General features: G+C 46.6%; 11 protein-coding genes. 6 read left to right on the top strand and 5 right to left on the bottom strand.

Features of this window, described 5'->3' with window-relative positions:
* The first annotated feature begins 153 nt into the window (after positions 1-153).
* The 5 genes from QUB63_RS00005 (at position 154) to QUB63_RS00025 (ending at position 5,729) form a co-directional block, all read left to right on the top strand.
* Positions 154-807 (top strand): DUF4340 domain-containing protein, encoded by a 654-nt coding sequence (locus QUB63_RS00005; protein ID WP_332942705.1) that lies wholly within the window; start codon positions 154-156, stop codon positions 805-807.
* 198 nt (positions 808-1,005) lie between these two features.
* Complete coding sequence (locus tag QUB63_RS00010; RefSeq protein WP_332942706.1) at positions 1,006-2,136, top strand: ABC transporter ATP-binding protein; 1,131 nt, start codon at positions 1,006-1,008, stop codon at positions 2,134-2,136.
* Positions 2,137-2,316: 180 nt separating this feature from the next.
* Complete coding sequence (locus QUB63_RS00015) at positions 2,317-3,447, top strand: ABC transporter substrate-binding protein (RefSeq protein WP_332942707.1); 1,131 nt, start codon at positions 2,317-2,319, stop codon at positions 3,445-3,447.
* Between the two features lie 230 nt (positions 3,448-3,677).
* Positions 3,678-4,589 carry an ABC transporter permease gene (locus tag QUB63_RS00020; protein ID WP_332942708.1) on the top strand — a complete coding sequence of 304 codons (912 nt, stop codon included), beginning with the start codon at positions 3,678-3,680 and terminating at the stop codon, positions 4,587-4,589.
* 294 nt (positions 4,590-4,883) lie between these two features.
* Positions 4,884-5,729 (top strand): ABC transporter permease, encoded by an 846-nt coding sequence (locus tag QUB63_RS00025; protein WP_332942709.1) that lies wholly within the window; start codon positions 4,884-4,886, stop codon positions 5,727-5,729.
* 362 nt (positions 5,730-6,091) lie between these two features.
* Here QUB63_RS00025 and QUB63_RS00030 read toward each other — a convergent pair whose 3' ends face one another.
* Positions 6,092-6,910, bottom strand: a complete 819-nt coding sequence (locus QUB63_RS00030; protein ID WP_332942710.1) for an acyl-CoA desaturase — start codon at positions 6,908-6,910, stop codon at positions 6,092-6,094.
* 363 nt (positions 6,911-7,273) lie between these two features.
* A complete protein-coding gene (locus QUB63_RS00035; RefSeq protein ID WP_332942711.1) occupies positions 7,274-8,086 on the bottom strand; it encodes an acyl-CoA desaturase in 813 nt (270 codons plus the stop codon).
* Between the two features lie 80 nt (positions 8,087-8,166).
* On the opposite strand from QUB63_RS00035, the gene QUB63_RS00040 reads away from it, so the two are divergent.
* Positions 8,167-9,411 (top strand): methionine gamma-lyase family protein, encoded by a 1,245-nt coding sequence (locus QUB63_RS00040; protein ID WP_332942712.1) that lies wholly within the window; start codon positions 8,167-8,169, stop codon positions 9,409-9,411.
* On the opposite strand, the gene QUB63_RS00045 is transcribed toward QUB63_RS00040, so the two are convergent.
* The 3 genes from QUB63_RS00045 to QUB63_RS00055 all read right to left on the bottom strand — a co-directional run bounded on the left by QUB63_RS00045 (position 9,408) and on the right by QUB63_RS00055 (position 12,332).
* Positions 9,408-10,145, bottom strand: coding sequence for a DevA family ABC transporter ATP-binding protein (locus QUB63_RS00045; protein WP_332942713.1), 738 nt, complete (start codon positions 10,143-10,145; stop codon positions 9,408-9,410). The genes QUB63_RS00040 and QUB63_RS00045 overlap by 4 nt on opposite strands.
* 96 nt (positions 10,146-10,241) lie before the next feature.
* On the bottom strand, positions 10,242-11,465 hold the full coding sequence (gene devC / locus QUB63_RS00050; protein ID WP_332942714.1) for an ABC transporter permease DevC: 1,224 nt from the start codon (positions 11,463-11,465) through the stop codon (positions 10,242-10,244).
* Positions 11,466-11,693: 228 nt separating this feature from the next.
* Positions 11,694-12,332, bottom strand: a complete 639-nt coding sequence (locus QUB63_RS00055) for a Vat family streptogramin A O-acetyltransferase (protein WP_332942715.1) — start codon at positions 12,330-12,332, stop codon at positions 11,694-11,696.
* Positions 12,333-12,336 lie beyond the last annotated feature (4 nt).

Raw genomic sequence — 12,336 nt, forward strand, 5'->3', positions numbered from 1 at the left:
GACCAATGACCAATGACCAATGACCAATGACCAATGACCAATGACCAATGACCAATGACCAATGACCAATGACCAATTCCCCAACCTAAAATCTAAAATCTAAAATCTAAAATCTAAAATCTAAAATCAAACTGTGCCTAATTCCCGGTTATTATGAAATTGCAGAAAAATACATTTATATTGATAGCCGTCGCCCTGAGCATGACTGGGTTTGTTGCTTTGTACGAGATGCAAGTTTCTCCGAAACAGGAAGCGGCGAAGGAAGAGAAACATAAAATTTTTACTTTCAAGTCCGATCGCGTACAATTCTTTACAGTCAAAACTCCGGAAAAAATCTTGACTTTTGAGCGCGTTTATGCTATAAAAGGAGGCAAGTCTAGCTGGGAAATGAAATTGCCAGTGCAAGCACACGCAAATCAGGCATCGGTGGATTTTTTGCTAGACAGGCTGGCAACAGGAAAGAGCGATCGCACGATTAATATCACAGCCGCTCAACTGCCAGAATTCGGTCTAGACCAACCCCAAGCTACAGTCACAGTCAAGCTGGACAACCAGGAAACTCACCGCCTAGTTTTAGGCAAAACAGACTTTAGCGGCCGCTTCTTGTACGCTCAAGCCAATCCGCCGGAAGCGCCACCTCAAAATAGGGCGCAAACTTTGCCAGTGCTGCTAGTGCCTTTTGACTTTAAAAATGCCGTCGGGCGACCTTTGTCAGAGTGGAAAAAAGCAGAAGCACCTAAAACAGAAGAGAAACCGCAAACACCCTCTCCCACACCCTCTCCCACGCCAAGTCCAGAGAATGAATAGATGGCCGATCGATGGAAGTCGATCGAATGGGAGTGCGGGACACAAGACATTCGGTCTTGCGCAGCAGCACTCTGAGATAGAATCTAAAGAACAAATCCCAAAACCTGTTACTTCCTAACCTTCCTCGCCTAAAATACAGAAAAGTCTAAAGTTAAACTGTATTCAAGCAGCGTGCATTAACCCCAGGAAAGGGCGAATATGTTTCAGACAGCACTCAACAAAGGTACGACAGCAACGGATACAGCGCTTGACGTTGAACTCCGCAAGGTCTTTAAGGTATTTAACGGCGAAACCGCAGTCCGCGGAGTTGACCTCAGCATTCGTCAAGGAGAATTTTTTAGCATTCTCGGGCCTTCCGGCTGCGGTAAGACTACCACGCTGCGTTTGATCGCTGGGTTCGAGACTCCCTCGGCGGGCGAATTGATGATTCGCGGCCAGTCGATGACCAATACTCCAGCTTACCGCCGTCCGGTAAATACCGTGTTTCAAAGCTACGCCCTGTTCGGACACATGAATGTCTGGGACAATATCGCTTTTGGATTGCGGATTAAAAAGCTGGGGAAATCGGAAGTAGAAGAACGGGTACGGGAAGCTTTGCAATTGGTGAAAATGGAATCTTTCGCCAACAGGTTTCCCGGTCAAATGTCGGGGGGCCAGCAGCAGCGGGTGGCTTTGGCGAGAGCTCTGGTAAATCGACCGGCGGTTCTGCTGCTGGACGAACCGCTGGGTGCTCTGGATTTGAAGTTGCGGAAGCAGATGCAGTTGGAATTGTCGAATTTGCATCAAGAATTGGGTTTGACTTTTGTGATGGTGACTCACGATCAAGAAGAGGCGATGAGTCTTTCTAACCGGATTGCGGTGATGCACGAGGGCCGAATTGAGCAAATCGGTTCGCCTGAAGAAATTTATGAGTGCCCGCAGACGGCTTTTGTGGCGGATTTTATTGGGGATACGAATTTGTTTTCTGGTACGGTGGAGTCGATCGACCGATCGACGATCGCAGTTCGCACATCAGCCAATCTGAAAATAGTTGTTCAGCAGTCGGATATGTGGAGCGGTGTCACCGGTGACTCTGTTGTTGTCAGCGTCCGGCCTGAAAAAGTATATTTGAATCTCTACCAGCCGGAATTGTCGGTGAACTGTTTTGAAGGGCGGCTCAAAAATATCATGTACATGGGCACGCACGTTCATTACGTGGTTGAGTTGGCGTCGGGCGATAAAATTACGGTGCGCCAGCCCAATACTGGCGGCTCTTTCCCAGACCCGCACACGCCGATTTATGCTTACTGGGGAACTACTGATTGTCTGGCGTTGGGCGATCGATCCTAACGATGGAGAGCGGGAGAGAGGGGGAGAGGGAGAGAGGGGGAGAATTCTTAATTCCCAATTCCCAATTACCAATTACCAATTCCCAATTCCCAATTCCCCAATTCCCCAATCCCCAATCCCCAATCCTCAATCCTCAATTCCCCAATCTAAAATCTAAAATCTAAAATCTAAAATCAAACTGTGCCTCCGACAAATCTACCAATTTCCAGGATTTTCCCGGCTAATTCTACACGCCGTCAGTTCCTAAAAAATTCGGCGGCGACAATTTCCGGGTTAGCTCTTTCCAGTTGCGGCTGGCGGCTGGCAGACGTACAATCTGCTCCTCCGACTAAAGGCGCGGCCGACCAACTTTTCATCTATACTTGGGCAGGCTATACCGATGAAGCTTTGCTCGATCGCTTTGCTGAAAAAACTGGCATTCGCGTAGTCGCTGACGTGTTTAGCTCCAACGAAGAGATGCTGGCTAGAGTTCAAGCCGGCGGCGGCCGGGCTTACAGCATCATTTACCCGTCTGACTACATGGTGGTTCAGATGACGGAACTCGGGCTGTTGACTCAATTAGACCACTCGATTTTGGGCGGACTCGACCGGCTAAAAAAACAGTTCCAAAACCCTGTCTACGACCCGGGAAACCGCTACAGCGTGCCTTTGAGTTGGGGCACCACAGGCTTGATTTACAACAGCGAACAGCTCAAAGAAGCTCCGGTCGATTGGACTTATTTGTGGCAGCACAAAAAAGAGTTAGCAAGGCGAATGACTCTAGCCAGCGATGTTCGAGAAGTCATGGGCGCTGCGCTGCGGATGCTGGGTTATTCTCTGAATTCTACCAACCAAGAGCAAGTTAAAAAAGCTTACGAAAAGTTGGTGGAACTCAAACCGGCGATCGCATCTTTTACAACTGATGCTTGGCGGCCACAAATTCTGACAGGGGATTTGAAGGTAGCGATGTGTTATTCTTCTGATGCCAATGAAGTAATTTCAGATAACGAGAAATTGAAGTATGTCGTACCAAAAAGCGGTTCTTCTCTGTGGACTGACACTTTAGTAATTCCCAAAGGTGCTCCCAATCCCGATGCAGCTTATAAGTGGATTAACTTTATGCTGCAAGCGGATGTCGCTGCTTCTTTGGTAGAGCGGCTCAGTTTTTCAACTCCTTCGGAAGATGCTTATAGTTTGCTGACGCCGGAAGTTCGCGAAAACGAGCTTCTTTTCCCTTCGGAAGCTGTTTTGAAAAATTGCGAAGGTGTGGCTCCGGTAGGGAAATTTATGGAAGTGTACGATCGCTACTGGACTAAATTAACCGCTGGTTAACCCCTAACCTGTAGGGCGGGTTTTACGCGCAATCTCTGACTTTTACCCAATTTTTACATCAACCCGCCCCCTTACCTGCCGATCGCCCGCATCAATTTTTATGACAATAAGTCGATCGGGTACATTTCGATTTACCGTGTTCGTGGGGGCGGGTTTATACGAATTCGGGGTTTCAAATTAAAGATATTGGTGAACCCGCCCCTACCGATCAAAAATCCCAACTATTATTTATGGCTGTTTCTACCAAAGCTCCACCTCCGATTCCTCCCACTACTCCCGTCAAGGCTGAAACTGTTCCCCCGTGGTCGAAGTGGGCGGGGCCGCTGGCATTGCTCGGCCCTTCTGGCTTGTTCCTGCTTTTATTATTAGTAATACCAACTCTGGTGATTTTTCAGCTTAGTTTGGTGCCGAATATTAAGCCGGGAGATTTGGTGAATCCTTCGGGAATCGCTAACTACCTGCGAGTGTTTGAGCCGCTGAATTTGCAGGTGATGGGTCGATCGCTCTTTTTCGCCACGGGAACTACTATTCTGTGTTTGCTGCTGGGATTTCCCGTCGCTTACTGGATCGCGCTCAATGTCTCGCCCAAGTGGCGGAATTTAACGTTGTTGGGCTTTGTGTTGCCGCTGTGGACTTCTTCGCTGTTGCGATCGTATGCTTGGATTACAATTCTGCGTCCTACGGGGGTTCTCAACTCGCTCCTGGGACTTTTGGGCATACCTCCTCTAGAATTGTTAAATCAAAGTTCTGCCGTTCTAATTGGCATGGCTTACAGCTATTTGCCTTATATCGTAACAATTCTCTACGCTTCCTTGGAAAAGCTCGATCGCAGGTTGCTAGAAGCGTCTCAGGATTTGGGCGCGAATCCGGTAGAAACTTTCTGGAAAGTGACAGTACCGCAGACGATGCCGGGGATTGCCGCTGGTTCTTTGCTAGTATTTATTAGCTGTTTGGGCGATTTTGTCGATCCGGAGTTGCTCGGTGGAGCTTCCAGCATGACGGCGGCTCGTTTGATTTACAATCAGTTTTTGGGGGCGACTCAAAATTGGGGGCTAGGATCGGCTCTGAGTATGGTATTAATTTTTGCAGTGAGTATCGGAATTGCACTTTTACTCAAATATGGCGATCGTAATGCAGTTTAGTCAGTTGACAGTTGACAGTTGACAGTTGACAGTTGACAGTTGACAGTTGACAGTTGATAGTTGACAGTTGACAGTTGATAGTTGACAGTTGATAGTTGACAGTTGACAGTTGACAGTTATCAGTTATCAGTTATCAGTTATCAGTTATTGATTGGTAGTTGCTGGTTAATGGTTGTTGATATGTTTCGCAAATCAACAATAACAAATAACAAATAACAAATAACAAATAACAACTGAAAACAATCAATTCCTAAATTCCCCGACTACCAATTACCAATTCCTGATTAACGAGATATGGAAAATACCGCCGACAATCCACAGGAGGAAATACAACCCGATATGTACTTAAAGCCTAAATTTAAGATTTCTTGGCAGGTGATATTTGCCGTTTTGATGTTTTTTTATATGTACCTGCCCATCCTGGTACTCACATTTTACAGCTTTAACAAATCGCGTTTCAGCGCGGGCTGGGAAGGATTTACTTTAGATTGGTACGTTAGATTATTTAGCGATACGCGGATTTTAATTGCCCTGAGAAACAGTTTAACAGTGGCTGTTTGTGCAGTTGCCATCTCGGCTGTACTCGGAACTTTGATGGCCGTTGGTTTAGCCCGCTACCGCTTTCCCGGCAAAAGTTTATATCAGGGAGTTTCCTACTTGCCGATTATTATTCCAGATATTGCGAGCGCGGTTGCTACTCTGGTATTTTTAGCGGCGCTGGCTATTCCTCTGAGTTTGTGGACAATTGTCGCCGCCCACGTTGTGTTTTGTCTGGCTTACATCGCTCTAGCTGTTTCTACTAGATTGGCTGATTTAAACCCGTATTTGGAAGAGGCTGCGTTGGATTTGGGTGCAACTCCTGTTGAGGCTTTTATGCAGGTTTTGCTACCTCAATTAATACCTGGAATTGTTTCGGGCTGTCTGCTGTCTTTTGTCCTCAGCATGGACGATTTTTTGATTGCGAGTTTTACCGCAGGTAGCGGGACTACAACTCTACCGATGGAAATTTTTAGCCGGATTCGGACTGGGGTGAAACCTGATATTAATGCTCTGAGCGTGCTGTTGATAGTCGGTTCGGGAGGATTGGCGTTTTTAGCGGAATATTTGCGCGGTAGGGGCGAGCAAAAACGGGCTCAGTAGTCAGTTGACAGTTGACAGTTGACAGTTGAGAGTTGACAGTTAACAGTTAACAGCTCGCCCGAAGAGCGAAGCCGAAGGGTTGACAGTTGACTGTTGTCATTAGTCGTAGGGTGCGTCGCCCTAAAAAATCTCTAACTCATACCAATTTCCCAAAATATTGCTACAAATAAAATAGAGGTTTTCAGTTGTAGGGAAACGGCACTGCAGTCTCCGGGCAGTTATGACTTCGGACAGATAATTTTTATACGGTTAATAACTGTAGCAACAATTTGTCTAAATGGTATTAGTTAATAGGCATTTAAATTATTGTGGGGCGGGTACCCGAACCCGCCCCACAAATTCAATCTAGATGCCGCAACAGCTTATTTGGCCGCTGGTAGTTTCACCTTACTAGCCAAACCTACTGCTTCCAAGAGTTGAATTGTCATCCAAGTGAAGTCAATTTCCCACCATTTCATACCGTGACGCGCAGAGTATTGAAAAGCGTGGTGGTTGTTGTGCCAGCCTTCGCCGTAAGTCAAAACCGCAACCCACCAACAGTTAGTAGAACTATCTTCTGTTTCGTAAGTGCGGTAGCCAAATTTGTGAGTGGCGCTGTTAACAAACCAGGTGCAGTGATATACCAAAATTAAGCGGGCAAAAATTACCCAAACTACAAACGGCCAGCCTGCTGCTAAGTAAAGCAACACGCCAAAGACGATTTGCATGGGGAGAAAGTAGTTTTGCAAAAATTGGTAAAATGGATCGCTGGCAATGTCTTTTGTGCAGCGGGAAATTTCAGCGTGAGCGGGGCCTTTATATAGCATCCAGCCGAGGTGACTCCACCAAAAACCCTTTTGGGCATTGTGAGGGTCGATCGCATTTTGGTCAGAGTGGGTGTGGTGCAATCGGTGCAGCCCAACCCAATCAATTATTCCTCCTTGACAGGCAAGGGCTCCGCAAAATGCTAGAAAGTATTCTACGAATTTTGGTGTCTGAAAACTGCGGTGGGTGAGCAGGCGGTGCCATCCGAGGGTTATTCCCAAACCGCCGGTTATCCAGTGCATGAATACTGTTAAACCAACTGCTGTCCAATTGAAGTTACTGGGTAGCAGTGCGAACAAAGCGCCGATATGAAGTCCTGCTAAACTAATAACGTGCTTCCAATTGTATTGGAGTGTTTCTTCTGTTGCTATTGTCATTCTTTTTTTGATTTCTGATGAGATGCAGACCGGGATTCACGCATAATAGTTTGGATTGAACAGTGAACTTTTTTGCTGCACACTTGCCCAAACTAATCAAAAATGAATGAATTATAGATTTAGGATCGGGATTGAAAAAGATTTACGGTTTAATTTTGAAAATAAAAATTTTGGCTGCCAAACAAAATTTTTTGTTCTCCAATCTATTATAACTGGTTATGGTGTTGGTTGGGTCGATCGCCCCAGAGGATTTGAGCTTACTTCAACCCAACCTATACCGCTCGCATGCAACAGGATGAGGCATTGGTCACGAGCCATTAGTCCAGAACTGATGACAGACAACCAATGACTAATTGCCGATCGCTATTTTTCTGCTAATTTCACTTTGGTTGCCAAACCAAGTGCTTGCAGCAGTTGAATTGTCATCCAGGTGAAGTCGATTTCCCACCATTGGAGGCCGTGGCGAGCCGAGTATTGAAAGGCGTGGTGGTTGTTGTGCCAGCCTTCGCCGTAGGTGAGCAGGGCAACCCACCAACAGTTGGTCGAGCGATCGCCCGACTCGTAGGTGCGGTAGCCGAATTTGTGGGTAGCGCTGTTAACCAGCCAAGTGCAGTGGAACACCACCACGATCCGCATAAACACGCCCCAAACCACGAAAGACCAGCCGCCTAATAAATAAAGCAACACACCGAAGACAACTTGGATGGGTATAAAATATGCTTGGAGAAACTTGTATACTGGGTCGTCGCCGATGTCTTTAGTAAAGCGAGGGATTTCAACTCTGATGGGCAGATCCGAGAGCATCCAGCCCATGTGGCTCCACCAGAAGCCTTGATTGGAATCGTGGGGATCTGTTCCGGTGTCGGAATGTATGTGGTGTAACCGGTGCATTCCCACCCAGTCGATCGGGCCACCTTCACAGGAAAGAGTACCGCAAATAACTAGAAAATACTCTAGCCATTTCGGTGTTTGAAAACTGCGGTGGGTGACAAGGCGGTGATATCCGAGAGTAATTCCTAAACCACCTGTTACCCAATGCAGAAAGACTGCTAGCCCAACCGCAGACCAGCTAAAGTTACCAGGCACAAAAGCAAATAAAGCACCGATGTGCAGAAAGGCCATAAAGCCTATGACAGGCCAATCAGGGGAAGTTTTTTTGGAAGTTGCAATCGTCATGAATATATTATGTTTACAAACTAGGGGCCGCATCTACGCCATAATGAACAGCGCGCACGCAACTGGTGAGCGAGGTATAGATGAATAGCGTTTCACGGCTACAGGAAGCAGAACAGGCACTCTTTCAGATTTTTTCTGGTATTGACGCGACAGTCAAGCAAAATCTTCAACGAGTCTTAAAAGCTTTTCGCAGCCACCGGGTTGGAGTCCACCATTTTGCTGGGGTTACGGGTTACGGCCACGACGATTTGGGTCGGGAGACTTTGGACGGGGTGTTTGCCGAAGTGGTAGGGGCAGAGGCGGCGGCTGTCCGGGTACAGTTTGTTTCGGGTACTCACGCGATCGCCTGTGCTCTTTTTGGCATCCTGCGTCCGGGTGACGAAATGTTGGCAGTGGCTGGTTCTCCCTACGATACTTTAGAAGAAGTGATCGGCTTGCGAGGGCAAGGTCAAGGTTCACTGATTGAGTTTGGCATCCTTTACCGTGAGTTGCCTCTAACTCGCGAAGGAAGTTTGGATTGGCAGGCACTGAGCTCTGCTATTTCAGCAAAGACTCGCCTAGTTTTTATCCAGCGCTCTTGCGGTTATTCTTGGCGATCGAGTCTGTCTATTTCTGAGATTAAAAAAATCGTCGACCTAGTCAAACATCAGAATCCTAACACAATTTGCTTTGTTGATAATTGTTACGGCGAGTTTGTCGATGATTGCGAACCTACTGCTGTGGGTGCGGATCTGATGGCTGGTTCTTTAATCAAAAATCCGGGGGGTACGATCGTCCCTGCGGGCGGTTACGTGGCCGGGAGGGCCGATCTGGTGTCGCAGGCAACTTGTCGCTTGACAGCGCCGGGAATCGGCAGCAGCGGCGGCGCCACTTTTGATTTGAATCGCTTGCTGTTTCAGGGTTTGTTTGTGGCCCCCGGCTTTGTGGGCGAGGCGATGAAGGGCAATCATTTGACGGCTTATGTTTTTTATAAGTTGGGTTATCGGGTGAATCCGATTCCTTTGGCCAAAAGACGCGATGTGATTCAGGCGATCGAATTCGGTTGTGCTGATAAGTTAATTGCTTTTTGCAGGGCGGTGCAGCAAAATTCTCCCGTGGGCTCGTATTTAGATCCGGTACCGGCCCCGATGCCGGGGTACGAGAGTCAGTTGGTGATGGCTGGGGGTACTTTTATTGATGGGAGTACGTCGGAGTTTTCGGCTGACGGGCCTCTGCGAGAACCCTATGTGGCTTTTTGTCAAGGGGGGACTCATTGGACTCACGTGTCGATCGCCCTTGAGGCTGCGATCGACGCTGTGGGGCCAGCCAAGCGAATATCTGATTAAGGTCGATCGGCTAAATTTGTCACTAATCGGCCGTCTTCCATGTAGATAATGCGATCGGCAATATCGAGAATGCGGTTGTCGTGCGTTACTAGCAAAATCGTGCAGCCTTGTTCCTTGGCTAGCTTCTGCATGATTTCCACAACATCTCGCCCGGATTGTTTGTCTAAAGCAGCGGTTGGTTCGTCCGCTAAAACTATTTTAGGGCGGCTGACTAACGCCCGGGCGATCGCCACCCTTTGTTTTTGTCCTCCAGACAAATTTTCCGGGTAATAATTCACGCGATCGGCCAAACCCACAGCTTCCAACATTGATATTGACAAAGCATCCATATTCTGATTTAGCATTTCCTCGTGCAATTCCAAAGACATCCGCACATTTTGCTTAGCCGTCAAAAACGTCATCAAGTTATGTGCTTGAAAAATATAACCAATTTGCTTTCTCAGCTTAGTTAACTGACTTTTGCTAGCTCCGCGTATTTCTTCCCCCAGAATATTGAGACTGCCTTCTTGAGCCGAACGCAGGCCGCCTAACATCGTCAATAAAGTTGTTTTCCCCGAACCCGAGGGCCCCGTCATAATTACTATTTCCCCTGGGTTGATATCGAGATTAATGTCAAATAAAGCTTGTTTTTTCAGGGAGCCTTGACCGAAGTAATGGTTGAGGTTTTGGACTGAGATTACAGGTTTAGCTGTGATGGTTGGGTCGAAGTTTGCGGGAGAGTTTAGGGTTTGCATGGTAATTTTTGGTGACTTGTTTGACCGCTTATTCTTCAGTCGGCCCAGACCGACTTTGTTTGTATAGGATCGGTTTCAACCGCCGAGTTTTATCTTCTAGAAAATGTCGGCGGGGTCTGCCGATCGCAATTTGCGCAAAGCAAGCGCCCCAGAACCAGTACACATCACAATCGTCAAACCCAAGACAACAGTCGCTCGATTTGCTGTCATCGAAATTGGCAGCAATGTAGCAGATTGCGCTAAAGAATACAGCCCGTTAGCCAAAACAATTCCCGGCATAAAGCCCAAAACAGCTAATAGCAGAGCTTCCTGAACTAAGACTCCGACTAAATAGCGATCGCTATATCCCATTGCTTTTAAAGTCGCGTACTCAGCCAAGTGATCCGAAACATCGGAGTAAAGAATTTGGTAAACAATAATCAGACCAACCAGAAATCCGATAATTGTACCGAATCCAAAAATAAAGCCGATCGGAGTAGCATTTCCCCAATAAGCCTTTTCAATTTCTGCAAATTCTGCTAATGTCAGAACTTTGACATCATCCGGCAATATAGACTTGAGCATTGACTGAACTTTTAGGATATCTGCCCCCGGTTGCAACTGAATTAAACCCACATCAACTTCATCGGGTTTGCGATCGGGAAATAAGTTCATGAAAGTAGAATCGCTAGCAATGACATTCCCGTCAGCCACGAAGGAAGTACCCAGAGTAAATACTCCACCAACTCGAATATTGCGTTTGTTAAGTTCAGTTTCTAGGGTAGATTGTTTGTTAAAAATATTCGCAATTTCCCCATATTCAGGTCGAGAAGCTTGGTCAAATAACACATTATTGAACATTTGAAGTTGAGCCAAATTATGATTGACCTCGGGCAAAATAAATGTTGTGTTGCCGGGGTCGATGCCAAAAATTAAAATTGCTCGCGTAGTGCGGTTTGTGGGATTTCGCCACTGTCCCATCCCAATATATAGTGAAGTGACAGACTTGACTCCTGCCACTCCTTGTGCTTGGTAAAGTCGCTCTCTTTTGAACTGTTTTACCGCAGCAAAAGTTTCAAATTGAGGATTGATTAACACTAAATCTGTCTGTAAACTTTGGTGCGGCTTAACTGCTGAGTCGAAGAGTGCATCTTGAAAGCCGAGTTGCACAAAAATCAGAATATCTGCAAAGGCAATTCCGGCGATAGCAACAGCAAGACGAGTTTTTTCTCTGGTTACTTGCAACCAAGCAAGGGGTGTGTTGCGAAACATAATATTTGGTAATTGGGAATTGGGAATGGGGCATTGGGAATTGGGAATTGGGAATGGGGCATTGGGCATTGGTAATTGGGAATTGGTAATTGGTAATTAGTAATTGGGATAATCGGCAGAAACCGGGTTTTTTGCGAAGATATTGCATCGCAGCCTTTAATTCGGTAAAAACCCGGTTTCTTTGTGGGCGAGTGCGGTAATTGGGATAATCCGGTCGGCAGAAACCGGGTTTTTTACGAAGATATTGCATCGCAGCCTTTAATTTGGTAAAAACCCGGTTTCTTTGTCGGCGATTGCCTAAGTCTTATCAGCCTGAATCAGCGCTTGAATATCAGATTGCATAATTAAGTTAATATTGCGCGAAATCTTGTCAAGTTCCCAATCCCACCAGCGAATTGCTAACAGTTGTGCAACCTCAGCTTTGCTGAAACGCTGCTTAATTAAACCTGCGGGATTTCCACCGACAACTGTGTAAGCGGGAACATCTTTTACCACAACAGATTTAGCAGCAATAATTGCACCGTCGCCGATTTTGACTCCCGGCATAATCACCGATTCGTAACCGATCCAAACATCATTGCCGATGACTGTATCGCCTTTACTTGGCAGTTCGATTAATAAATTCATCGCTGTTTCCCAGCCGTTCCCAAAGGCAGGAAATGGATAGGTAGAAATGCCGTCTAGTTTGTGATTTGCACCGTTCATGATAAATTTGACGTTGGTGGCGATCGCACAAAATTTACCAATAATTAATTTCTCACGCCCGTAATTGTAAAGTACGTTTCTCTCGAAGTTTTCAGGGTCGATCGGATCGTCGTAGTACGAGTAATCACCAACAATAATATTGGGCGATTTAACAAAATTTTTGATAAAGCAAACCCGGCGCTGGTCTGCCATCGGATAAGGTCGGTTTGGATCTGGCCCGAATTCTGCCATTTTC

This window comes from Microcoleus sp. ARI1-B5 (assembly GCF_036705795.1).
GTDB lineage: Bacteria > Cyanobacteriota > Cyanobacteriia > Cyanobacteriales > Microcoleaceae > Microcoleus.

Excerpts from the sequence above, each read along its gene's own strand:
- QUB63_RS00005 (WP_332942705.1), top strand. The coding sequence starts at position 154 with ATGAAATTGCAGAAAAATACATTTATATTGATAGCCGTCGCCCTGAGC.
- QUB63_RS00010 (WP_332942706.1), top strand. The coding sequence starts at position 1,006 with ATGTTTCAGACAGCACTCAACAAAGGTACGACAGCAACGGATACAGCG.
- QUB63_RS00020 (WP_332942708.1), top strand. The coding sequence starts at position 3,678 with ATGGCTGTTTCTACCAAAGCTCCACCTCCGATTCCTCCCACTACTCCC.
- QUB63_RS00025 (WP_332942709.1), top strand. The coding sequence starts at position 4,884 with ATGGAAAATACCGCCGACAATCCACAGGAGGAAATACAACCCGATATG.
- QUB63_RS00030 (WP_332942710.1), bottom strand. The coding sequence starts at position 6,910 with ATGACAATAGCAACAGAAGAAACACTCCAATACAATTGGAAGCACGTT.
- QUB63_RS00035 (WP_332942711.1), bottom strand. The coding sequence starts at position 8,086 with ATGACGATTGCAACTTCCAAAAAAACTTCCCCTGATTGGCCTGTCATA.
- QUB63_RS00040 (WP_332942712.1), top strand. The coding sequence starts at position 8,167 with ATGAATAGCGTTTCACGGCTACAGGAAGCAGAACAGGCACTCTTTCAG.
- QUB63_RS00045 (WP_332942713.1), bottom strand. The coding sequence starts at position 10,145 with ATGCAAACCCTAAACTCTCCCGCAAACTTCGACCCAACCATCACAGCT.
- devC (WP_332942714.1), bottom strand. The coding sequence starts at position 11,465 with ATGCCCAATGCCCCATTCCCAATTCCCAATTCCCAATGCCCCATTCCC.
- QUB63_RS00055 (WP_332942715.1), bottom strand. The coding sequence starts at position 12,332 with ATGGCAGAATTCGGGCCAGATCCAAACCGACCTTATCCGATGGCAGAC.